Origin of the sequence: Prevotella dentalis DSM 3688, from assembly GCF_000242335.1 — a bacterium.
Taxonomy (GTDB): domain Bacteria; phylum Bacteroidota; class Bacteroidia; order Bacteroidales; family Bacteroidaceae; genus Prevotella; species Prevotella seregens.
This window is the reverse complement of record NC_019968.1, coordinates 12,338-36,131: the sequence shown is the minus strand read 5'-3', so window position 1 is coordinate 36,131 and position 23,794 is coordinate 12,338. Positions and strand designations below refer to the sequence as shown.

Annotated in this window: 15 protein-coding genes, 2 pseudogenes and 1 CRISPR repeat array; of the genes and pseudogenes, 10 read left to right on the top strand and 7 right to left on the bottom strand. The window is 52.5% G+C overall.

The window, feature by feature from the left end:
- Nucleotides 1–89 precede the first annotated feature (89 nt).
- From PREDE_RS07560 to PREDE_RS07520, 9 genes and pseudogenes are all read left to right on the top strand, one after another.
- Complete coding sequence (locus tag PREDE_RS07560) at nucleotides 90–1,943, top strand: DUF4954 family protein (protein WP_005846152.1); 1,854 nt, start codon at nucleotides 90–92, stop codon at nucleotides 1,941–1,943.
- Between the two features lie 15 nt (nucleotides 1,944–1,958).
- A pseudogene (locus PREDE_RS07555) lies at nucleotides 1,959–4,868 on the top strand (M16 family metallopeptidase).
- Between the two features lie 38 nt (nucleotides 4,869–4,906).
- The gene (locus PREDE_RS07550; RefSeq protein ID WP_005846147.1) at nucleotides 4,907–6,556 is read left to right on the top strand and encodes a fumarate hydratase; all 1,650 of its coding nucleotides are present in this window, start codon (nucleotides 4,907–4,909) and stop codon (nucleotides 6,554–6,556) included.
- 463 nt (nucleotides 6,557–7,019) lie between these two features.
- Nucleotides 7,020–8,585, top strand: a complete 1,566-nt coding sequence (locus PREDE_RS07540; protein WP_005846144.1) for an acyl-CoA carboxylase subunit beta — start codon at nucleotides 7,020–7,022, stop codon at nucleotides 8,583–8,585.
- 25 nt (nucleotides 8,586–8,610) lie between these two features.
- Complete coding sequence (locus tag PREDE_RS14045; RefSeq protein ID WP_005846142.1) at nucleotides 8,611–8,760, top strand: hypothetical protein; 150 nt, start codon at nucleotides 8,611–8,613, stop codon at nucleotides 8,758–8,760.
- 5 nt (nucleotides 8,761–8,765) lie between these two features.
- Nucleotides 8,766–9,197, top strand: a complete 432-nt coding sequence (locus PREDE_RS07535) for a biotin/lipoyl-containing protein (protein WP_005846140.1) — start codon at nucleotides 8,766–8,768, stop codon at nucleotides 9,195–9,197.
- Between the two features lie 131 nt (nucleotides 9,198–9,328).
- Entirely contained in the window at nucleotides 9,329–10,141 is an 813-nt protein-coding gene (locus tag PREDE_RS07530) for a glycogen/starch synthase (protein ID WP_005846139.1), read from the top strand.
- Nucleotides 10,142–10,213: 72 nt separating this feature from the next.
- Nucleotides 10,214–11,746, top strand: a complete 1,533-nt coding sequence (locus PREDE_RS07525) for a DUF4270 domain-containing protein (protein ID WP_005846137.1) — start codon at nucleotides 10,214–10,216, stop codon at nucleotides 11,744–11,746.
- Between the two features lie 3 nt (nucleotides 11,747–11,749).
- The gene (locus PREDE_RS07520) at nucleotides 11,750–11,875 is read left to right on the top strand and encodes a hypothetical protein (RefSeq protein WP_005846135.1); all 126 of its coding nucleotides are present in this window, start codon (nucleotides 11,750–11,752) and stop codon (nucleotides 11,873–11,875) included.
- 381 nt (nucleotides 11,876–12,256) lie between these two features.
- Nucleotides 12,257–14,893: direct repeats of the CRISPR family, unit length 32 nt; unit sequence GTTTCAATCCACGCGCCTACGTGAGACGCGAC.
- A 167-nt stretch (nucleotides 14,894–15,060) separates the two neighbouring features.
- Here the strand turns inward: PREDE_RS07520 and cas2 are convergent.
- The 7 genes and pseudogenes from cas2 to PREDE_RS07485 form a co-directional block, all read right to left on the bottom strand.
- Nucleotides 15,061–15,351, bottom strand: coding sequence for a CRISPR-associated endonuclease Cas2 (cas2, locus tag PREDE_RS07515; protein WP_005846129.1), 291 nt, complete (start codon nucleotides 15,349–15,351; stop codon nucleotides 15,061–15,063).
- Nucleotides 15,352–15,355: 4 nt separating this feature from the next.
- Nucleotides 15,356–16,390, bottom strand: a pseudogene (gene cas1c / locus PREDE_RS07510) (type I-C CRISPR-associated endonuclease Cas1c).
- Nucleotides 16,374–17,051, bottom strand: a complete 678-nt coding sequence (cas4, locus tag PREDE_RS07505) for a CRISPR-associated protein Cas4 (protein WP_005846122.1) — start codon at nucleotides 17,049–17,051, stop codon at nucleotides 16,374–16,376. Before cas4 ends, cas1c begins: the two are co-directional and overlap by 17 nt.
- Entirely contained in the window at nucleotides 17,051–17,896 is an 846-nt protein-coding gene (cas7c, locus tag PREDE_RS07500) for a type I-C CRISPR-associated protein Cas7/Csd2 (RefSeq protein WP_015310330.1), read from the bottom strand. Before cas7c ends, cas4 begins: the two co-directional genes overlap by 1 nt.
- Before the next feature lie 12 nt (nucleotides 17,897–17,908).
- Nucleotides 17,909–19,672: a type I-C CRISPR-associated protein Cas8c/Csd1 gene (gene cas8c, locus PREDE_RS07495; RefSeq protein ID WP_005846119.1), complete on the bottom strand. Its 1,764-nt coding sequence runs from the start codon at nucleotides 19,670–19,672 to the stop codon at nucleotides 17,909–17,911.
- On the bottom strand, nucleotides 19,669–20,358 hold the full coding sequence (cas5c, locus tag PREDE_RS07490; RefSeq protein WP_005846117.1) for a type I-C CRISPR-associated protein Cas5c: 690 nt from the start codon (nucleotides 20,356–20,358) through the stop codon (nucleotides 19,669–19,671). The genes cas8c and cas5c overlap by 4 nt, the downstream gene beginning before the upstream one ends.
- A 4-nt stretch (nucleotides 20,359–20,362) precedes the next feature.
- Entirely contained in the window at nucleotides 20,363–22,558 is a 2,196-nt protein-coding gene (locus PREDE_RS07485; RefSeq protein WP_005846115.1) for a CRISPR-associated helicase/endonuclease Cas3, read from the bottom strand.
- Nucleotides 22,559–22,685: 127 nt separating this feature from the next.
- Between PREDE_RS07485 and mnmA the strand changes: the two genes are divergently transcribed.
- Nucleotides 22,686–23,768, top strand: a complete 1,083-nt coding sequence (mnmA, locus tag PREDE_RS07480) for a tRNA 2-thiouridine(34) synthase MnmA (RefSeq protein WP_015310328.1) — start codon at nucleotides 22,686–22,688, stop codon at nucleotides 23,766–23,768.
- Nucleotides 23,769–23,794: the final 26 nt, after the last annotated feature.

Here is a 23,794-nt window from a genome sequence, read left to right as displayed (position 1 = left end):
GGAAACCATGAACCACAATTAGCAACCATTTACAACCGTGGCCGGAGACGGCCCCTCCCTCGGAGGGGCTTGCAGAGGCCCCATTCATCATGCAATACCGCAAGCTGACCGACAACGAAATCATGGTCCTCGAAGACCGCAATTGCTGGGCCGAGGACTGGAACAACATCAATGTGGCCGAGGATTTCCTGCCCAACTACATGCACCGAGTGATGCTTTACGGCGAGGTGAACATCGGCGTGTTCGAGCGCAACGTGGAGGTGAGCAAAGACTTCTACAAGCATTCGGGCATCAACAACGCCACGCTGCGCAACGTGACCGTGGGCGACAACTGCCTCATCGAGAACATCGGCAACTACATCAACAACTACACCATCGGCGACGACTGCTACATCTCCAACATTTCGACGCTGGAAACCACCGAGGGCGCCACCTACGGCGAGGGCAACCTCATCTCCGTGCTCAACGAGGTGGGCGACGGCAATCTCATCCTCTTCCGCCATCTGAACAGCCAGTTCGCCGCTTTCATGGTGAAACACTTCCGCGACCGCGACCTCCGCGACCCCATCCGCCGCCTCATCCGCGAGGAGATAGCGGCCTGCACGCCCGAACGGGGCACCATCGGCGACCGAGTGAAGATTGTGAACACCAAGGAAATTACCAACTCGGTCATCTGCGACGACTGCGAAATCAACGGCGCGGCACGCCTCAGCGACACCACCATCCTCTCCTCGCCCAACGCCAACGTGTATGTGGGCACGGGTGTCATCTGCGAAAATTCCATCATCAGCGACGGCTCGAGCATCATCAATTCGGTGAAGATGCAGGACTGCTTCGTGGGCGAGGCCTGCCAAATCAGCAACGGCTTCACGGCCTCGGCCAGCGTGTTCTTTGCCAACAGCTACATGAGCAACGGCGAGGCCTGTGCTGCTTTCTGCGGCCCGTTCACTGCCAGCCACCACAAGAGCTCGCTGCTCATCGGCGGCATGTTCAGCTTCTACAACGCCGGTTCGGCCACCAACTTCTCCAACCACGCCTACAAGATGGGGCCCATGCACTGGGGAATACTGGAGCGCGGCACCAAGACGGCCAGCGGCGCCTATCTGCTCATGCCGGCCAACATCGGCACGTTCAGCGTGTGCTTCGGCAAGCTGATGCACCACCCCGACACGCGCAACCTGCCCTTCTCCTACCTCATTGCCTACGGCGACACGATGTATCTCTCGCCGGGACGCAACATCACCACCGTGGGCCTCTACCGCGACATCCGCAAATGGCCCAAGCGCGACGTGCGCCCGCAGGGCTCGCAGAAGAGCATCGTCAACTTCGACTGGCTCTCTCCGTTCTCCGTGGGCGAGATCATCAAGGGCAAGAAGATACTCGAAGACCTGCGCGATGCCTCGGGCGAGGACGTGTCGAGCTACAATTTCCACGAGTATGTCATCAATGCCTCGTCGCTGAAAAAGGGCATCAAGTACTACGACATCGCCCTGCGCATCTACATGGGGGCCGTGCTCAAACGCGTGCGAAAGCGCGACCCGGAGCTCTGCGCCCCCGAAACGACGGTGGGACTGGGCGACTGGAACGACCTCTCGGGGCTGCTCATGCCCGCCTCGGAGGAGCAGCGGCTCATCGACGACATCAAGAACGGCACGCTCGACAGCATCGACGGCATCACGAGCCGCTTTGAAGACATCAACGCGCACTACCGCGAATACCAGTGGGCATGGACTCACCGGCTCATCCTCGACTACTACGGGCTAGACCGCCTCACCCCCGAAGCCACCCAACGCATCAAGGCCGACTACGTGTCGGCACGCCGCACATGGATAGCCGAGATACGCAAGGACGCTGAGAAAGAGTATCGCATGGGCGACGTGGAGCGGGAGGTGCTCGACAATTTTGTGAACAGCCTCGACCACGAAACCGATTTTGAGGACTAAAACAACCATCACATCATGACACTTAAAACCATTATCGCCGCTGCCGCCCTGCTGCTCGCCACCGCCGCGCAGGGCCAGGGCTTCCATTACGACACCGTGAAGGGCGACCCCATGCAGGCCCGCCTCTACACCCTCGGCAACGGTCTCAGGGTCTATCTCTCCGTGAACAAGGAGAAACCCCGGCTGTAAACCTACATCGCCGTGCGCACCGGCTCGCGCAACGACCCCGCCGAGACCACCGGCCTGGCCCACTATCTGGAGCATTTGATGTTCAAGGGCACCACCCATTTCGGCTCCAGCAACACGGCGGCCGAGGCTCCCCTGCTCGACTCCATCCAGAACCGCTTCGAGGCCTACCGGCTGCTCAAGGAGCCCGCAGCCCGCAAACGGGCCTACCACGAGATAGATTCCATCTCGCAGCTGGCCGCCCAATACAACATCCCCAACGAGTACGACAAGCTCATGGCCGCCATCGGATCGGAGGGCAGCAACGCCTATACGAGCAACGACGTGACCTGCTACGTGGAGGACATTCCCGCCAATGAGATCGAGAACTGGGCGCGCATCCAGAGCGACCGCTTCAAGAACATGGTGGTGCGAGGGTTCCACACGGAGCTGGAGGCCGTCTACGAGGAGTTCAACATCGGACTGAGCAACGACGGGCAAAAGGCCTGGGTGGCCCTCAGCAAGAAGCTGTTCCCCACCCATCCCTACGGCACGCAGACCACGATCGGCACGCAGGAACATCTGAAGAACCCCTCCATCCTCAACATCAAGAACTATTTCAACCGCTATTACGTGCCCAACAACGTGGCCATCTGCATGGCCGGCGACTTCGACCCCGACCGGGTGATGGCCATTATCGACAAGTATTTCGGCGACTGGAAGCAGAGTTCCACCCTCTCGCGCCCGGAGTACGCCCCTATGGCCACGCCCGTTGCGCCCATGGACACCACCGTGGTGGGGCTGGAAGCCGAGAACCTGCTGATAGGCTGGCGGACTGAAGGGGCCGCCAGCGCCCAGGCCGACACGCTGCGTGTCATCGCCGACATGCTGGCCAACGGCAAGGCCGGACTCTTCGACGTGGACCTGAACCTGCCCATGCGGGTGCAGGGAGCGGGTGCCTACTACGAGGGAATGCACGACTACGGGCTGTTCCTGCTCCAGGCCGTGCCCAAGGACGGCCAGAGCCTCGAAGCCGTGAAAGACCTGCTACTGCAGGAGATTGCCAAGCTCAAACAGGGCCGCTTTGCCGACGACCTGCTGCCGGCCGTGGTGAGCAACCTGAAACTCGACTACTACAAGTCGCTGCAAAGCAACAAGTCGCGCGCCTCCAAGTTTGTAGATGCCTTCATCAACGAGCAGCCGTGGGCCGACCAGGTGCATGCCCTCGACCGCATTGCGAAGATGACCAAGCGGCAGATTGTGGACTTCGCCAACCGCTTCCTCACCGACGGCTACGTGGCCGTCTACAAACGTCAGGGCAACGACACCACCATACACAAGATAGAGAAGCCCGCCATTACGCCCATTCCTACGAACAACGACAAGCAGAGCGAGTTCCTCCGCGAAGTGCTGGACAGCAAGGCCGCACCCATCCAACCCCGCTTCGTCGACTTCAAGACGGACCTGGACGTGAGCCATCCCACGCCTCAGTCGCACATGCTCTACAAGCAGAACACCGAAGACGGGCTCTTCCGCCTGGAGTTCGACTACCCCGTGGGCAACGAAAAATCGCAGGCGCTCGGCATGGCACAGACCCTCATCGACTATGCCGGCACGGACAGGCAGAGTGCCAACGACATCAAGCGCGCCTTTTACAAGTTGGCATGCGACTTCAACGTGCATGTGTCGGCCAACCACACCCGTCTCGCGCTCAGCGGGCTCGACGAGAACATGCCGCAAGCCCTCGCGCTCATGGCCGGCCTCATCGAGCATGCCCGGATGGGCAGCCGCGACTACCAGACCGTGGTGGAGCTGATACGGAAGTCGCGCGAGGACAGCAAGGCCAACCAGAGAGCCAACTTCAACGCCCTGCGCAACTACGGCACATACGGTGCTTTCAACCCCACGCGCAACCGCATGAGCGCACAGGCCATGAAGAAAACCACGGGCAACCAGCTGTTGCAAGCGCTGAAAACGCTCTACAGCCTGCCGCAGAAGACCGTCATGTACTACGGCCCCTCCAGCCAGGCCGACGTGCTGGCCCTCGTGCGGAAGCATGCCCCGAGCCGGAAGCCCGCGGGCACGCTGGAGACCGGACGCCAGGAATACCAGGCCCAGCCCACGCCGAAGAACGAGATTTGGCTGGCCCCCTACGACGCCAAGAACATCTACATGATGCAGTATCACAACGAGGACAGAGCGTGGACACCGGCCAACGCTCCCGTCAACGCCCTGTTCAACGAATACTTCGGCGGCGGCATGAACGCCATCGTGTTTCAGGAACTGCGCGAGGCCCGAGGCCTGGCCTACTCGGCAGCAGCCCGCTACAACGAGCCTTGGCGACGGAAAGACAAGGAAGATTTCTACACTTACATCATCACGCAGAACGACAAGATGATGGACTGCATCCACGAGTTCAACCACCTGCTCGACAGCATGCCCGCCCGACAGGCCGGCTTCGACCTGGCCAAGCAGAGCCTGCTCAAGTCGCTGGCCACCGCCCGAACCACCCGTTTCGACGTGCTCGACGCCTACATGACGGCACAGGACCGCGGACTCGACTACGACATCAACCAGACCATCTACGACCGTCTGCCCGCACTGCAGCTCGACGACCTCATGAAGTTTGCCGCCGAGCGCATTGCCGGCAAGCCTTTCCGCTACCTCATTCTGGGCGACGAGCAGAATCTGGACATCAAGAGTCTGGAGAAAATAGCCCCCATACGCCGCCTCACCACCCGGGAAATCTTCGGCTACTAAGCAACAACACCTATTATTATATCAAAAGCATTATCATTATGGCTAACAAAGTAGATTTCAAGTATGCGCCCATGTTCCAGACGGGCAAGGACGAAACGGAGTACCGGCTGCTGAGCAAAGAGGGCGTCAGTACGGCCGAGTTCGAGGGCAAGGAGATACTCAAGGTCTCCAAGGAAGCCCTCACGCTGCTGGCCCAGCAGGCCTTCCACGACTGCGAGTTCATGCTGCGCCGCGCCCACAACGAGCAAGTGGCCGCCATTCTGAAAGACAAGGATGCCTCGGAGAACGACAAATACGTGGCCCTGCAGTTCCTGCGCAATGCCGAGACGGCCGTCAAGGGCGTGCTGCCTTTCTGCCAGGACACGGGCACGGCCATCATCCACGGCGAGAAAGGGCAGCGCGTGTGGACCGACTTCGAGGACGAGGAAGCCCTGAGCCGCGGCGTGTTCAACACTTTCACGGAGGAAAACCTGCGCTATTCGCAGAATGCTCCGCTCAACATGTACGACGAGGTGAACACCCGCTGCAACCTGCCCGCCCAGATAGACATCGAGGCCACGGAGGGCGAGGAGTACCGCTTTGTCATGGTGGCCAAGGGCGGCGGCTCGGCCAACAAGACCTACTTCTACCCCATGACCAAGGCCACCATCCAGAACGAGGGCACGCTGCTGCCGTTCCTCGTGGAAAAGATGAAGAGCCTCGGCACGGCCGCCTGCCCACCCTACCACATCTGCTTTGTCATCGGCGGCACGTCGGCCGAGAAGAATCTGCTCACCGTGAAGCTCGGCAGCATCAAGTATTACGACAACCTGCCCACCACCGGAGACGAGACCGGCCGCGCCTTCCGCGACACAGACCTGGAGCAGAAGCTCCTCGCCGAGGCCCACAAGATTGGGCTGGGCGCCCAGTTCGGCGGCAAGTATCTGGCCCACGACATCCGCGTCATCCGGCTGCCACGCCACGGGGCCAGCTGCCCCATCGGCATGGGCGTGAGCTGCTCGGCCGACCGCAACATCAAAGCCAAGATTAACCGCGACGGCATCTGGATAGAGAAGATGGACACCAACCCCTCGGAACTCATCCCCGAAGAGCTGCGCCGGCCGGGCGAGGGAGCCAAGGGCATAGAGATTGACCTGGACAAGGGCATGGATGCCGTGCGGGCCGAGCTCACGAAGTATCCCGTTTCGACCCGCGTGAGCCTCAAGGGCACCATCATCGTGGCCCGCGACATTGCCCACGCCAAGCTCAAGGCCCGCCTCGACGCCGGCGAAGACCTGCCCCAGTATTTCAAGGACTATCCCGTGCTCTACGCCGGCCCGGCCAAGACCCCGGAGGGCTATCCCTGCGGCTCGATGGGTCCGACCACGGCCAACCGCATGGACCCCTACGTGGACGAGTTCCAGGATCACGGCGGCAGCCTGGTGATGATTGCCAAGGGCAACCGCACGCAGGTGGTGACCGATGCCTGCCAGAAACACGGCGGTTTCTATCTGGGCACCATCGGCGGCGTGGCTGCCGTGCTTTCGCAGTCGAGCATCAAGAGCATCGAGTGCGTGGAATATCCCGAGCTCGGCATGGAAGCCATCTGGAAGATTACGGTGGAAGACTTCCCCGCCTTCATCCTCGTGGACGACAAGGGACACGACTTCTTCAAGGAGCTGAAGCCCTGGACAGGCTGCGGCTGCTAAGACCGGGCGCGCGGTCGCGCCTTTGAACCTTTCGGAACTTCCCGCAAGCCTCCCGGCAATTCATTTGAGGCTTTCGGAAAGTTCCGAAAGCCTCCCAGCGATTCATTTGACGCTTGCGGGAGCCCCGCAAAGCTCCCAGCCATTCCTTTGAGGCTTTCGGGAAGTTCCGAAAGCCTCCCAGCGATTCATTTGACGCTTGCGGGAGCCCCGCAAAGCTCCCAGCCATTCATTTGACGCTTGCGGGAGCCCCGCAAAGCTCCCAGCCATTCCTTGCATGGCATCGACGTAGGAATCGTCCTCCATGCCGGCCCCGCACGCCCGTCAAGGCGTCCCAAACACCCGCACGGAGCAGAAAGTTTAAGAACGTTATTTTCAAGAGGATAATTTCCACGTTCCGATTTTTGTTTGTAACTTTGCGCACCAAGAGCCAATGGCGTAAACACAAAAAACAACCAATAAATTTATGAGTAAGCAAACAGAGAAGATTAAGGAGCTCGTTGCCAAGCGTGAGCAAGCCCGGCTGGGCGGTGGCGAGAAAGCCATCGAGAAGCAGCATGCCCGCGGCAAATACACGGCCCGCGAGCGCATCGAAATGCTTGTAGACAAGGACAGCTTCGAGGAGTACGACATGTTCAAGCTCCACCGCTGCCACAACTTCGGTATGGAGAAGAAGCAGTTCCTCGGCGACGGTGTGGTGGCCGGTTCGGCAACGGTCGACGGCCGCTTGGTCTACGTCTATGCACAGGACTTCACCGTCAACGGCGGTTCGCTCTCGGAGACCATGGCCCAGAAGATATGCAAGGTGATGGACATGGCCGTGCAGAACGGCGCTCCCGTCATCTGCATGAACGACTCGGGCGGCGCCCGCATCCAGGAGGGCATCTCTGCCCTGGCCGGATATGGCGAAATCTTCGAGCGCAACATCCTGGCCTCGGGCGTCATCCCGCAGATCTCGGCCATCATGGGCCCGTGTGCCGGTGGTGCCGTCTACTCCCCCGCCCTCACCGACTTTATCCTCATGACCGAGGGCACGAGCTACATGTTCCTCACCGGCCCGAAAGTGGTGAAGACCGTCACCGGCGAGGAGATCGACTCCGAGCATCTGGGCGGCGCCAGCGTGCACGCCAGCAAGAGCGGCGTGACCAGCTTCACGGCCAAGACCGAGGAGGAGGCCATGGACATGCTGAAAAAGCTGCTGAGCTATATCCCCTCCAACAACAGCGAGGAGGCCCCGCGCGTGGAATGCACCGACCCCATAGACCGCAAGGAGGACTTGCTGAACGACATCCTGCCCGACGACCCCAACAAGGCCTACGACATGTACAAGGTGATTACGGCCGTGACCGACAACGGCGAGTTCTTCGAGGTGCAGCCTAAGTTTGCCAAAAACATCATCACCGGCTTCGCCCGCTTCAACGGCCAGAGCGTGGGCATCGTGGCCAACCAGCCCTCTGCCTATGCCGGCGTGCTCGATACCAATGCCAGCCGCAAGGGCGCCCGCTTCGTGCGCTTCTGCGACGCTTTCAACATTCCCATTGTGAGCCTCGTCGATGTGCCCGGTTTCCTGCCCGGCACCGGCCAGGAATACAACGCCGTGATTCTGCACGGAGCCCAGCTGCTCTACGCCTACGGTGAGGCCACCGTGCCCAAGATCACCATCAACCTGCGCAAGAGCTACGGCGGCAGCCACATCGTGATGGGCTGCAAGCAGCTGCGTGCCGACCTGAACTTTGCATGGCCCACGGCCGAGATTGCTGTGATGGGCGCCTCGGGTGCCGTTGCTGTGCTCTGCGGCAAGGAGGCCAAGCAAGTGAAAGAAGAGGGCGGCGACGTGAAAGCATTCCTCGCCGAGAAAGAGGACGAGTACACAGAGAAGTTTGCCAATCCCTATCAGGCAGCCCAGTTCGGCTACATCGACGATGTGATCGAGCCGCGCAACACCCGCTTCCGCATCTGCCGCGCACTGGCTCAGCTTGCCCACAAGCGCCAAAATCTGCCGGCCAAGAAGCACGGCTGCATGCCGATGTAATCAAAGATGAACAAATATTGGTATTATGGATCAAAACATATATGCAGCCATAGCCCTGGCCCTTTACGAGTATCAGGGCAATAACGTTCACGACAAGGAGCCGGAAATCATCACCATCAAGCCCAAGCAGACGATGTGGGACGCCAAGTTCCTTTCATTCACCGCAAAACCATAAACAAGATGAAAGCATTCAAATATACCATCGACGGGAAAGAATATCAGGTCGAGATAGGCAACATCAACGAGGAGAGCCGCATGGCCAACGTGAAAGTCAACGGCAAGGAGTTCGAGGTGGGGCTTGAGAAGACCGAAGAGCCCGAGAAGAAGAAGCCGGTGCTGGGCAAGCCCGTGGCACAGGAATCCAACGACGAGCCCGCCGCAGCCGCCAATGTCAACACCGCCAACGCCGTGAAAGCCCCACTGCCCGGCACCATCACCGCCATCAACGTCAACGTGGGCGACGAGGTGCAGGCCGGCGATGCCGTGCTCGTGCTCGAGGCCATGAAGATGGCCAACAACATCGAAGCCGAGAAAGCCGGCAAGGTGACAGCCGTCTGCGTCAAGGTGGGACAGAGCGTCATGGAAGACGAACCCCTCTTCGTGGTGGAGTAAATCCGCCATCCCCGGAGTAGTCAAATAGTTTTAAAACGCCCGTTTTTGTGTGAATTCATGCAAAAACGGGCGTTTTTTCAGTGAAAAGTCGTACCTTTGCACCCATAACTTTAACTTAGGATAAGTGCATCATGGTCAAAAAGAAGGTTTTATTCATCAATCAGGAGATTGCTCCCTATGTGCCCGAGACAGAAATGTCCTTGATGGGATGTAACCTGCCCCAAAAGATACAGGACGGCGGATTCGAGATTCGCACTTTCATGCCCAAGTGGGGGGCCATCAACGAACGCCGCGGACAGTTGCACGAAGTCATCCGTCTCTCGGGCATGAACCTGATTATTGACGACACCGACCACCCGCTCATCATCAAGGTGGCAAGCATTCCCGTGTCGCGCCTTCAAGTTTATTTCATCGACAACGAAGACTATTTCCTGCATCGTCAGGCCATGACCGAAGACGAGACCGGTGCTGAATATCCCGACAATGGCGAGCGTGCCATCTTCTTTGCACGCGGCGTGCTCGAAACGGTGAAGAAGCTGCGCTGGACTCCCGACGTGGTGCAGTGCCAGGGATGGATGGCTGCCGTCGTCCCCCTGTACATCAAAACCGCCTACCATGAGGATCCTTCGTTCGCCAATACCAAGGTGGTGACCTCACTTTTCCACCATCAGTTCAAGACCGACCTTGGCGACAACTTCAAGCGTTGCGTGGAGTTTCGCGATGCCAAGGCCGAGTTGCTGAAGCCCTACGCCGAGAAATTCGACTTCATGGAACTGGGCAAGATGGCCATCGACTATAGCGATGCCGTTGTCGAAGCCAGTCAGGATGTGAATGCCGACTTGCTGAAGTATGCCCGCGGCAAAGGTCTGCCCGTACTCGACTACCCCGGCGAAGACTATGCCTCTGCCTACCAAGCACTCTACGAAAAGATTTTAGGCGAGTAGCCGGCGGCTTGGACACCGCACGCCACGCCGTTCCACGCACGAATCACTTCCCTCACCCACGACAAACGACACATGAAATTAAAATACTTTGCAGGATTAGCCCTCGTCGCACTTGCCATGACGGCCTGCGACGATACGACCGAGAGCATCGGTTCCTCACTGGCCAGCGACGGCATATCCATCGAGACCGACACATTCGACGTGGCAACCCGCTCCATCGTAGCCGACTCCGTGCTCTCCCGCAACGCCACAGGCTATCTGGGCAAAGTGAGGGATCCGGAAACCGGAGCCTACATCACCGGCGACTTCATGGCCCAGTTCAACAGCCTGGAAAACTATGAGTTTCCCCCGTTGGATAGTCTTGTCACCTACGATGCGCAGGGCAACCGCGTGTTCGGAAGCAAGGGCACCATCAAGGTCGACTCCTGCGAAATACGCCTTTTCTATTCCAAGTCCTACGGTGACACCACGCAGACCATGAAAATCACGGCCTACGAAATGGACAAGGCCATGAACGAAGACCGCAACTATTACAGCAACTTCGACCCCATGACCAACGGATACGTGCGCAAGGACGGCTTGCACAAGGATAAGGTGTACAATCTTGTGGACTACAACGTGGCCAAGAACAAACGCGACACGGTGGGCTACACCCCCTACATCAACATCAAACTCAACGAAGCCTACACTGACAAGAACGGCCGTCAATACAATAACTATGGCTCCTACGTCATGCAGAGCTATTACGATCACCCGTCCTACTTCAAGAATGCCTATACTTTCCGCAATAACGTGGTGCCGGGATTTTTCTTCAAGCAGCGCAGCGGGTTGGGCAATATGGCCTATATCAACAACTCGCAGCTCAACATCTACTTCAAGTACAAGGGGCAGGTGGCCTACACCGACTCGGTGGGCGGCAAGGCCGTAAAACAATACCGAGACACCATATACGATGGCATCACCGTGTTCTGGGGCACGGAAGAAGTGCTGCAGACCACCACTATCACCAACGACCGGCAGACCATATCCCAGTTGGCGGCCGACAAGAGCTGCACCTACCTGAAGACACCCGCCGGACTCTTCACCGAAATGACGCTCCCCGTGGCCGAGATCATGAAAGGCCATGAGAAAGACACCGTCACCTCTGCCAAGGTGACTCTGCAGCGCATCAACAACACCACGACAAGCAACTATGCTTTCGACGTGCCCCAGACAATACTCATGATTCCCAAGGATTCGCTTTATTCTTTCTTCGAGAACGGCGAACTCTACAACAACAAGAATTCTTACGTGGCCACATGGAGCTACAAGAAGAGCAGAACCGCCCCGTCCTACAACAACAGCTACACGTTCAACAACATCTCCGGCATGATTTCCACCATGTACCACAGCTATCAGAATGGCAGCAAGTCGGCCGACTGGAACAAGGTGGTGCTCGTGCCCGTAACGCTGACCACAACCAAGGCATCGTCCAGTTCAGGCACCACAACGTCCAAGGTCACCAAGGTCACCAACGACATGTCGCTCACCAGCACGCGCCTCGTCAAGGGTTCGGCTGCCAACAGCCCCATCAAGATCAGCGTCATTTACAGCAAGTTCAAGTAAGCCATGGCCGACAACTTTCTGGAACGCCACCGGCAGGATTATGAGGCGCGCAAGGCTGCATGGCTCAAAAACAAGCGGCACGCACCACGTGTGAAGCGCAAGCCCAACAAGCCGGAAAGCCAAGATTAGCTCCCCCACAGGCAACATCGGGAACCCAAACCTCAAACGGAGATTGGGAAGTCATGGCGAAAAAACCACCCTTGTCGCCAAGACACATTATCAAAAGAAAGGACAAAGAGGCAGGACAACGACAAAAACATTGTCGCGGCAAGTTACGAAATTCGTTATCAACACAAATTTTTAAATCGGCTTTTTGATGGAAGGTGGGGTAACGGCTCCATTGAAAGAAATTGCTGGATTCCCTGCTGGCAGTATATTGCACGAAAGAATTCATCACTGAATGATATAAGTTGGTGGTTAAAAATTGGTCTATACAATCCTTTCTTTACTGGAATTTAGCCTACGTGAGACGCGACTCTGCTGCATGCCACGTTGGACACTGTAATAGGGGTTTCAATCCACGCGCCTACGTGAGACACGACTTCATTGCCGACCTTCCATCGAACCTCATTCGTGTTTCAATCCACGCGCCTACGTGAGACGCGACGGCTTACAAAGACTGGAAGGAGGAGAAGCTATGGGTTTCAATCCACGCGCCTACGTGAGACGCGACGCTGGGTGCCGGCGTGGACCACAATGTCATCAAGGTTTCAATCCACGCGCCTACGTGAGACGCGACTCCATGACGGTGTTCACGACCACCATCCTTGAGTTTCAATCCACGCGCCTACGTGAGACGCGACTCAATTCGCCACAGGTGCGCTGGCTCCGGCTACCGTTTCAATCCACGCGCCTACGTGAGACGCGACTCAATTCGCCACAGGTGCGCTGGCTCCGGCTACCGTTTCAATCCACGCGCCTACGTGAGACGCGACACCACATTTTCGTGGACGAGTCGCATCAGTTCAAGTTTCAATCCACGCGCCTACGTGAGACGCGACATCAGGTGTACGAGTACCACCTCTTTATTAGTGTTTCAATCCACGCGCCTACGTGAGACGCGACCTTACGCAGATTTATGACCCGACTTTGTCGCCTGTTTCAATCCACGCGCCTACGTGAGACGCGACTCCAAAGCAAACGCCTGACGCATAGACTGCACGGTTTCAATCCACGCGCCTACGTGAGACGCGACCTCAAGGTGCTGCTGATGTTATGAGTAGCTTCCAGTTTCAATCCACGCGCCTACGTGAGACGCGACTACGCTGCTGCTCTCGCATGTTACGCACGTTCTGGTTTCAATCCACGCGCCTACGTGAGACGCGACTTAACTTGGACATGTTTTTCTTTTAAATACTGTGTTTCAATCCACGCGCCTACGTGAGACGCGACTTGTTCCCAGCAACATAGTCCGCAACGTAGTATGTTTCAATCCACGCGCCTACGTGAGACGCGACCGGATAGACATTTCCACCACCGTAAGATGCGGCAGTTTCAATCCACGCGCCTACGTGAGACGCGACATCCGTTGGGTGTTAGTGCATTGGCGTTAACGGTTTCAATCCACGCGCCTACGTGAGACGCGACCCTGGATGCTGCGCTGCTGCTCCCGCATGTTCCGTTTCAATCCACGCGCCTACGTGAGACGCGACCTCCAATTCCTCGCTGGTGCAGGGGGCCAGCAGCGTTTCAATCCACGCGCCTACGTGAGACGCGACTTTAGCAACTTGTTGTAGATGGCCAGTATTTGTGGTTTCAATCCACGCGCCTACGTGAGACGCGACTGTACCGTTTTGCCGGAGCGTTCCCCACAAAGGTTTCAATCCACGCGCCTACGTGAGACGCGACACTTTTACGGCAGCACAGCCCCATATGTCGAAGCTGTTTCAATCCACGCGCCTACGTGAGACGCGACAAGAGGTTGGACCAGCTTAGCATCAGCGGAAAGTTTCAATCCACGCGCCTACGTGAGACGCGACGCTTAAGTTTCTCTGCGGAGACTACACTTACAAGTTTCAATCCACGCGCCTACGTGAGACGCGACCCAGGCGATTCAAAAGTATTGGCAGTTCCTTGGTTTCAATCCACGCGCCTACGTGAGACGCGACTATTTTTTCACGCTTTCCCTCCTTGGCTTGATTAGTTTCAATCCACGCGCCTACGTGAGACGCGACCTTGCGCATGAGCGATCGTTTTGCAAACGAAAAGTTTCAATCCACGCGCCTACGTGAGACGCGACCATCCAAAATACAAGCACCAATACCAGACGATTGTTTCAATCCACGCGCCTACGTGAGACGCGACAACCGTGCGGACATAATCCCGCACGGCACGATTAGTTTCAATCCACGCGCCTACGTGAGACGCGACTTTAATATCTCCTCCAATTTTTTTACACTTAGGTTTCAATCCACGCGCCTACGTGAGACGCGACTTAAGCTTAGAGCGATAATCAATTTTAAACACAGTTTCAATCCACGCGCCTACGTGAGACGCGACAAAAAATCTTAAACATCGCACGCACACCGCACGGTTTCAATCCACGCGCCTACGTGAGACGCGACCCAAACGTAAAATATCAAGACGATTATGGATTGTTTCAATCCACGCGCCTACGTGAGACGCGACTAAGCTTAGAGCGATAATCAATTTTAAACACAGTTTCAATCCACGCGCCTACGTGAGACGCGACCGCAAAAAGATTTGACAAATCTTTCAAAAAAAGTTTCAATCCACGCGCCTACGTGAGACGCGACGCGTCGTGCTCCCCGTCGGTCAAGTCCTTAACGGTTTCAATCCACGCGCCTACGTGAGACGCGACTGGATAGACATTTCCACCGCCATAAGAGGCAGCAGTTTCAATCCACGCGCCTACGTGAGACGCGACTTAGCATAGGCCTTCGCATCCTCCTTTGAGGGGTTTCAATCCACGCGCCTACGTGAGACGCGACTTGCCATAATTCTTTACATTTTTAATTGCTAAATGTTTCAATCCACGCGCCTACGTGAGACGCGACCGACTGCTCTTTCTGCTGCCTCTTATGGCGGTGGTTTCAATCCACGCGCCTACGTGAGACGCGACGGATCTTGTGACACGTCATTGTACCTCCGAGAGGTTTCAATCCACGCGCCTACGTGAGACGCGACTGTATAAATTCGTAATATTTAGTACTCAGTTACTTATAAAGCACTTTTTGCGAACAGAACTCTTAAAAACATAGAATAGAAAAAGAAACCAGTATGTTTTCCTGTAGCCAAAGGGTTGCGAACATTGCACCATTTCAGGTATAGCATAGGGTTCGCACAAAATTAAGCTATATGATAAGCTCTTCCTCGATGTTTATTCCTCGAATTAATCCCATGGTTTCAACCTTAGCATGATAGTGGTTACCCAAATTATAAATACGGATGCTATCCTTTTGCTTGTTTATAATGTCTGACAGCAATATCTTCAGTTGAGCAAGCTGTGTGACATCTACAACACATTCAAATACAGAATTCTGCACTCGCTGTCCATGATTCATGCAAATCTTTGCAACACCTTGTAATCGCTTACGACCATCCGGCGTTTCCGTGTTTACATCATAAGTAACGAGAATCAACATTATTTTATTGTATTAAAAAGACAGGATATCCATCTAAATCTCCACGAAGGAACCGCGCTAAGAGCATAGCTTGAATATAAGGAAGAAGACCTATAGGAACCTGCTCTTTCAGATAAGGATGTAAGATGGATTCTTTCTTCCGCTTCTGCCAAGCTGATAAAATATTCCGCTTGCAAGAATCTGTCATCAATACATTGTCGGCCCCATTGTCCAGAAAGTCGTTCGAAGTAACTTGGTTGCGATTGATGAGTGATAACACAAGCCGGTCACCGAGATAACCTCGAAATTCCTCCATCAGATCTAGTGCCAAACTGATACGTCCCGGTCGGTCTGTATGGAGGAATCCTACATAAGGGTCAAGGCCCACTGTCTCCAAAGCAGACTACACCTCGTGTGCCAAAAGTGTATAAACAAATGATAACATGGCATTTGTTTTGTCTTTCGGAGGGCGTCTATTCCTACCGTGAAAAGCAAAACTCTCTTTTTGATTAATTATCATATCATCGAATAAAGAGAAATAATTAACGGCAGCATCTCCTTCTATACCACGAAGTATATCCTTATTTGAGGCTCTCAAAGCAAGTCTCTTGTTGAGACTCAGATTGCAAGATACTTCCTCTACTGCTTGTAGGTTTGATATACGATCTGCATAGTCACGCTTGAAGCGTTCAATGATTTTTCGAGAATTAAAAATTTTACCAGCAACTATTGTACTACTGATAGATAGAGAAAAGGCTTCGTCATCTGCCAATCTATATTGCTTGCGACGGAGAAGTACATTACCATTGATGCCTCCCACCACTCGCGCTAAAAATTTTCCGTTGGGTGACAAGAAACATAAACCAACCCCGCGTTCAACGCAAAGATTCATAAGGTAAGGTGAAGCTCCCATACGATTAAAGCATACAATTCCTTCGATATTTAATATCGGGACACGAAGAACCTCATCGTTTCTCAGCTTAGCAATAATGTTTTCACCATCTTTTGTCAGATAGATGTCTGGATTGGTAACATAAAGCGTATTAAGTAGTTTCCTCATCTTCTTCTATTTGTTTAAGATAATTCCTTACGGTAGAAGTTCTCTGCAAAGGTGCTATAAAGCACTTGTCCAAAAGCGAGCACAACTTACATTGCCGACGATATTCTGCCCGAGGAGTTATGCCTAAGGAGAATGTTTCGTGCATCTCACGAGAATAGCTTTCGACCAATTGCCGCAGTGGTATGGATAAACTCACTTTCTCTCGATGCCGTGTCTCACCATAAAAGAAACTTCCCTCTGTAATATGGATACCATACATCTCCTCCAAGCACATTGCTTGCGCACACAACTGCACTTCATCTATCGGCTCTTTCTTTGGCCTGCCATGTTTGTATTCAAGCGGATAGACTTTCCATCTGCCTGAATATTTAGGAACAGTGATGCTATTTTCCTCATCATTAGTAGCACATAGTTCCAACATGTCTGCAACACCAAAGAATCCTAACGAATGAGATTTGAGCGCAACCGACCGTAATTGTACGATACTGCCATTGCGCTCTATTCTAAACGGGTTGTCCACTTTCCGGTGCATCCATGCACCTTCGACTGTCAGTCGGTTTTCTTGCCACTGTTGCTCCACATGGATTAAGGCCCATTGCCGACGACAGAAAGCGAAGTGCTGAATGCCGGAAAGCATCAAAAGGTCATCATCGTCGTACATCAAATCATCTCATCCAATAATTCTATCCCATTGGGAATATTGGCACGATCTATACTCACCTCGTAGTCACTGAATGTGCGGGCGGGCTTACTTTCGTCTTTCTGTCGGACTTTCACTAAATCAAACAGCTGGTAAGACGGTGCATTGCCTAACTCAGAAGAATGCTTAAAAACAATAAGTTTCCGAGGGCACATCTGGCCCCGAGCTGCACTATGATCCATATCGAACATATTCTTCAATGCCTCCCAAAAAAGCTGCAGATCTTCGCATGAGAATCCTGTTTGTCTGGCCAGATTAGCAGAAATGAAACCCTGCGCTTGATAGAGCGCATAAGGAATAGTGTACTTGCGCCCCATCGTTTGTCGTGTTCCCATCTCATTGGCGTCTGTATCCTTTGCATCTGTCACTGCCATACGGGTAATAGTATGCTCTGCCGTAATAATAGGTGAGACGGATCGCGAAAACGTCAGCTGAATCGGACCTCTCACTTGGCCGGCATTCTTTTTACCCGTAGTCATTACAGCCCCAAAGGCGCGTACATCATAGAAACGATTGCACATAGACTTACGTGCCTCTTCCTTCGTCTTGGTATCTTTTGCCGTATTGTTTATTGTATCATTGAGTACACTACCTTCCTTAATAAAGATATCATAGGGAGCCTCAAAGCCTTTAGTTGTTTGCACATAGTTGCGAACCTTACGCTTCAAGCAAACATCTGACACAAGTCCATTTCCCGTTTCGGCATCAATTCGCGGCATATTGCCAGCATCTGGATCACCATTAGGATTGCCATCCACTACATCAAAAAGATAAATAAAATCGTACCTGTTTTTTAATTCTTCCATAATCATATTATTTTAGTTGTTATTATTGTCTTGGAAGTTAGCCACCTCTTTCTTGGTATAGAAAAATTGTCGTTGATGATAATAGCCGATGGCAAACCGACTTTGGTCATCAAGGGAGAAATGGGTATCAAATCCTCGAGCATTTATATCAAGCATTACTTCCCCTTTCATTCGTTCATAATACACCTTTTCTTTCTCGCTTAATTTCACAAGATGATGGTTAGACAGATCTATTAATCGAGGGAACACAACAGACGGAGTTCGTGAAGCTGCCCCATAATAACGATCACGAATAGTTGCATTAAGCTTACCCGTAGCAGATTCTTCTTGAATTCTCTCAAGAATAGCAAAAAGTCGCCCACAGAGATACGCCTGATTCTTGTTTTCTAAGTCTAAAGCCATAGTAATATCCTTTTCTACATTTTGTTTATTGTTTCTATTCTTACGGTTAAGATATGCTTTCAGTAATCCGGCACGTCTACAATTAACTTTCCGGTCTGCCTTAATTCTACCTATACACTGCATTTGAGCCAATGCTGGAAAAGGCAGGTTTTCAATAGCTGCACGTACCATGCCATTGAAAAGTGTACGTGGCAAATTCTTCGTATCATTTTGCAAAGCTATATTAGCCAACAGCTCGTAAAGTGAGTAATATGGCTTGTCCATTTTCCCTCGTGAGATATTCAAATCCTCAAAATATTGTCGAATATTTGCTCCTGCCTCTCTTACTGTTGTCTCTTCCCATAGTTTAACTGCGATGCGAGCCACATTAGGACTTAGCAAGAGGATATAAAAGCGTGTTTCGTCATTATCGTGAATCGTCCCTGACAAAGGAGCTTTCATCAAATGGCTTATCATCTCAACACTTTTATCCGGATTATCCTTGGGTGGAGCAGCAAAAAAGAAAGAAAATTGATTTTCAAATTCATTCTCCCTGCTGGCCCAGAAAACCAAAGTATCTCCACTAAAATAAAAATGATTCTTGCTATCCTTGGCGAGCATGGTATTCAATGCCATTGTATAGGCATTGTTGGCTTGTTGCGAGATTGGCGCATTGAGCCCCTGTTCCTTATGATAGGAGTCATAGCCTGCACCTTTTTGGAATCCCACTAATTTTGCCCCCATAGAACTGGCACCTATCAATGACACACTATTATTAAGGACTGCTATTGGTTTGCGATCGCCATGAACAAGGCAGAGCCTCACAGGTGCATCCTTTCCATCCTCTCCATAGTCGATCGTTGAATCTACACCAACAGGTTCAAGCTGACCTAATATCTTAAATGCAAAATTTGTACCCTCCTTATTTACACTATCTTCAAACAGAGCATCTTTTTTAATAGCATTCAAGTTGTCTTCAAAAACCGTATAAAACTGCCTTACGGCATAGATACCCACATGATTAGGATTAAGCGAAACGAGACGGTCTATTTCCTTTACAAAAGATTCATTTTGTTTCTTGCCAGTCTGCACAGCATTCTCATCAGCCAAAGCCATCTTCTTAGGTAGACCAAGCACATATCCATAGTGATCCCATAGAATATTAGCAGTCTTCCAAGAGTTGGAGCCTGACCGTCCCCGTGCATGACACATACTAAAAGATTTAGCCTCTCGTTGCTTTCCCTCACCCTCATAGGTTTCTTCCAACTTTACAAAATGTCCATCCTCCCGAATAACTATCAAATAAGGAATAGCCCTCCACTCACGTCCGTAAGGCGGCATTTCGTTAAGTGCAGCCTTACGCTGATAATATTCACATAATGCCTGAAGAATCATCTCAATACCTCCTTACTGTTTATAGACGGGACAACAACCACGCCGTGCTCCATTTTAGCTCGAAAGAATAAGGCTTCAGCCGGTTTTTCTCCATAGTGGTCTTTAAAATCCATATCGTAAAGCATAATACCGAAGTCTCGCGTCTCAGGGATACATCCCTCTCCTTTTACGGGATCATTGATTAATTTAAATCCGCAGGAGAATTCTCTACATCCCAGATAGGGTTGATTGAAACATTGTCCTTTACTGGCCCTACGCTCAAACATCGCATTATACTTGCCGGGATTCTCCTCCCCAACTCTGTCTTTATGAGGACGAAACTGTGGTTCCCGCCGTTCAATAGGTATAAACTCCAATTCAGCATAGATTCGGTAGCGTACATCCCGCAACACCAAGCTCGATTTCTGCTGCCTGTTATCTTCTATGACAATGCCATCAGAAGACGGGCTCATTGTTTTTCCCACTTCGTTACGTTTGATACTAAACCACTTGATAGGGTTTAATACCTCTATCCGAGTAATATTCCATCGAATGGCCGGCTTCCAAAAGATAGCATCAAAGATAGCCCTGGCCGCCGATGGTGTAATCACGTCATAGCTTACACGTTCCACCTTCAGCTCTGGGCGGGTAAAGCAGGCATAGTTCCCCCAAACCTCCAAACAGAATTCTTTGTTAAAATATTCCATAACTCTATAATATAATAGTATCGTCCAAATAGGGATTGTCATAAAATAGCCCCGTCTCCTTGCTATAACCTGTTGTGTCAGAAAGGTAATAAATATCATTACCCATTTCCACAGCTCCCAAAGCGACAATTTGCTCCTTTTGCCACAACGGAATGCTGACACTGTAACGTTGCAGCTTCCTGAATAGCCACGATGACGGTCCATCATGTTGCAACTGCTCCATATACCGTTTTCCCTGATTACCATATGGCACAAAAACAGTCATGTTACTTTCCTTGATTAATAGGAAATTACGGGCAGCAGTAGCAAAATTGGGAGTTGGCACATATAATAGCTCTGCAATCTTAGCTTCATCAGTAGTATCCAATTTAGAATAATAATCTCTGAAATAAGCCTCTGTTACACAAGGACTGAGGAAATCATCCATTCCTTGTTGCAGCATATCATCTGCAGCTTCAGCCGCCTTACGCACCTGTCCTCGCAGACGTGCATTCTCAAAATCAAATACCACAACCTGCCCACGCTCCAGCCGTCCCTCACGGTTACAGCGGCCTGCGGCCTGTGCAATGGAGTCGAGGCCAGCCATTGCTCGATAGACCACGGGGAAATCTATGTCTACTCCTGCCTCTATCAGCTGTGTGCTCACAACGATAATGGGCTCACCATGGTCAAGCTTCAGCCTTACCTCGTCAAGTTTATCCATAATATGTTGCTGGCACATCATCTTTGAGAGATGAACGACAGGCACATTACTCTTTACATGCACAGCTTCAAAAAGCATTTTGGCATCTCTCCGTGTATTAACCACACAAAGTACTCGCTCATATTTACAGATTTCCTCTGCCAAGCTATTATAAGTATATTTCTCTTTGACAAAGCTAATATCCACACGGCGCAACTGCTCAAAAAGCCGCATCTTATCTGTGACAATCTCCGTACTTTCCAGTCCTTGAAACTTAGCCATACCTGTCCCTATAATTCCAGACAAAGCGGGTTGTGTTGCAGTTGTCATGAGTATACTCACGCCAAAATAGCGCTGAAGCGATCTCAGCACATCGACAATAGGCTGTAGATTCACAGCCGGCAACATCTGCACCTCATCGAGTATCAGGATAGAATTGACAATATTGTGCAGTTTACGGCACCGTGAACGCTTATTGGCATAAAGCGACTCAAAGAGCTGTACATTTGTTGTCACAATGATAGGTGCATCCCAGTTCTCTGTGGCCAACTTCCATTTGACATTCTTCTCTTCATCCACGTCAACACTACTGTGATGCTCTATCACATTATCCTCCCCAAAGATGCTTTTCAAAATATTTGCAGTCTGGATAACGATGCTGGTATAAGGGATAGCAATGACGATACGCTGACATTTGTTTGCCTTTGCGTGCTCCATAGCCCACACCATCGAAGACAAAGTCTTACCCCCTCCCGTCGGCACCGTCAGTGTATAGATACCCCGAGAACCTTTACCACTTTCTCGACATAGTGATTGAATGTTGTTTCTAATCTGGTTGATTGAAGTTGATTCTTTACTTTTGAACTGCTGTAAGAATATATCAAGTCGCAGCTTCAACTCTGCCATTGAAGCAAACTTACCTCGTTGCTCATAGTCTTCTTCTTCCATAAACTTCTCTGTATCAAGACTATCGGCATCTACCAAACAGGAATAAAGCATACGAATCCATAAATGCCAAGCCATGGGATGTAATGCTTCTCGGTCAATATTTGGCTGTTCCAACAGAGGAATTTGGGTTGTCCCGAGCAGTTCCCTAATGCCATCAAGCACATGAACCTCTGTCAAATGGTGTTCCAGGTTGGCTTCTCCAGAACTTCTATAGTCGTGCAATCCCGCATGATGACCACAAATACAGTAAGCAACAGGAAGATACATGCCGCCTTGGAACAATTGCTCCTTGGCATAAACTGCTCCTGCTACGGCGTGAGTAACCTGTCCCGGATCCTTTATCGTTACATCTTGTCCCGAAGCCGCAAGTATATGGTGTTGGAAATCTAAAGCATATTTACCAATGTCGTGCCACCAGCCACACAATTTTCCCCACCCTGCCGCATGAAATTCTGCAGCAAAGCCAGAGGCCAGTGCTGCCACTCCCAGGCAGTGTTCCTCTATGCTCTGGTTAGTCCATTGGCCATCATCATAACGTGTATGTGCTATATCACGTTGCCTTTCGCTCATACTTAGGTTTGATTTGAATAGGTTCTTAGTTGCAAAGTTAAGAAAAAAAGTCAAAGGCCGTACCCTTGAATGGGATTATTTTGCGGGTTATTTGCCTATCCACGGAGAATTAGTTAATTTTGCAAACATGAATATTGAGGAGATCAAGGACAAGCGCATCGCCGTGCTGCTCTCGGGTGGCGTGGACAGTTCCGTGGTAATTTACGAACTGGCCAGCTTGGGACTTCACCCCGACTGCTTCTACATCAAGATTGGTCCCGAGGAACAAGAGGAATGGGACTGCTCGTCAGAGGAGGATCTGGAGATGGCCACGGCCGTGGCTGCCCGGTACGGCTGCAGGCTGCAGGTGGTGGATTGCCATCAAGAATACTGGAACCAAGTGACACGTTACACCATGGAAAAGGTCAAGGCTGGGTTCACGCCCAACCCTGATGTGATGTGCAACCGCCTCATCAAGTTTGGTGCTTTCGACGAGAAGATGGGGCATGCCTACGACCTTATCGCCACGGGACACTATGCGCAGACGGAGTGGATAGACGACCGCAAGTGGCTCACCACAAGTCCGGACCCGGTGAAAGACCAGACGGACTTCCTGGCACAGATCTATCAATGGCAACTCAAGAAAGCCATCTTTCCCATCGGACACTTTGAAAAGAACGAGGTGCGCGAGATTGCCGAACGCGAGCATCTCATCAATGCCCGCCGCAAAGACTCGCAGGGCATCTGCTTCCTGGGCAACATAGACTATAACGAATACGTGCGCCGCTACCTTGGCGAGCTGCCGGGCGACATCGTAGAACAGGAAACGGGAAAGAAGATTGGCGAGCATCGGGGTCTCTGGTTCCACACCATCGGGCAGCGCAAGGGACTCGGACTGGGCGGCGGGCCTTGGTTTGTCATTCGGAAAGACGTAGCCCGCAACACGCTCTACGTGAGTCATGGTTACGACCCGCAGGATGCCTACAAGCAGGATTTCCCCATTCATGGCTTCGACTTTCTCACCGAAGGGGTGAGCGACCTGCCCCGCGAAGTGACGTTCAAGATTCGCCACACACCCGAATACCATCCGGCCCACACGGAACGCATTGGCGAAGGACAATACCTCATACACTCGGCCAAGCCCATCCACGGCGTGGCCCCCGGCCAGTTTTGCGTGGTCTACGATGAGCAGCACCACAAGTGTTACGGCTCCGGCGAGATTTGCGAATAGCCCTGCGGCAGGGCCAACCCGCCCCA

Excerpts from the sequence above, each read along its gene's own strand:
- PREDE_RS07560 (WP_005846152.1), top strand. The coding sequence starts at position 90 with ATGCAATACCGCAAGCTGACCGACAACGAAATCATGGTCCTCGAAGAC.
- PREDE_RS07550 (WP_005846147.1), top strand. The coding sequence starts at position 4,907 with ATGGCTAACAAAGTAGATTTCAAGTATGCGCCCATGTTCCAGACGGGC.
- PREDE_RS07540 (WP_005846144.1), top strand. The coding sequence starts at position 7,020 with ATGAGTAAGCAAACAGAGAAGATTAAGGAGCTCGTTGCCAAGCGTGAG.
- PREDE_RS14045 (WP_005846142.1), top strand. The coding sequence starts at position 8,611 with ATGGATCAAAACATATATGCAGCCATAGCCCTGGCCCTTTACGAGTAT.
- PREDE_RS07535 (WP_005846140.1), top strand. The coding sequence starts at position 8,766 with ATGAAAGCATTCAAATATACCATCGACGGGAAAGAATATCAGGTCGAG.
- PREDE_RS07530 (WP_005846139.1), top strand. The coding sequence starts at position 9,329 with ATGGTCAAAAAGAAGGTTTTATTCATCAATCAGGAGATTGCTCCCTAT.
- PREDE_RS07525 (WP_005846137.1), top strand. The coding sequence starts at position 10,214 with ATGAAATTAAAATACTTTGCAGGATTAGCCCTCGTCGCACTTGCCATG.
- PREDE_RS07520 (WP_005846135.1), top strand. The coding sequence starts at position 11,750 with ATGGCCGACAACTTTCTGGAACGCCACCGGCAGGATTATGAGGCGCGC.
- cas2 (WP_005846129.1), bottom strand. The coding sequence starts at position 15,351 with ATGTTGATTCTCGTTACTTATGATGTAAACACGGAAACGCCGGATGGT.
- cas4 (WP_005846122.1), bottom strand. The coding sequence starts at position 17,051 with ATGTACGACGATGATGACCTTTTGATGCTTTCCGGCATTCAGCACTTC.
- cas7c (WP_015310330.1), bottom strand. The coding sequence starts at position 17,896 with ATGGAAGAATTAAAAAACAGGTACGATTTTATTTATCTTTTTGATGTA.
- cas8c (WP_005846119.1), bottom strand. The coding sequence starts at position 19,672 with ATGATTCTTCAGGCATTATGTGAATATTATCAGCGTAAGGCTGCACTT.
- cas5c (WP_005846117.1), bottom strand. The coding sequence starts at position 20,358 with ATGGAATATTTTAACAAAGAATTCTGTTTGGAGGTTTGGGGGAACTAT.
- PREDE_RS07485 (WP_005846115.1), bottom strand. The coding sequence starts at position 22,558 with ATGAGCGAAAGGCAACGTGATATAGCACATACACGTTATGATGATGGC.
- mnmA (WP_015310328.1), top strand. The coding sequence starts at position 22,686 with ATGAATATTGAGGAGATCAAGGACAAGCGCATCGCCGTGCTGCTCTCG.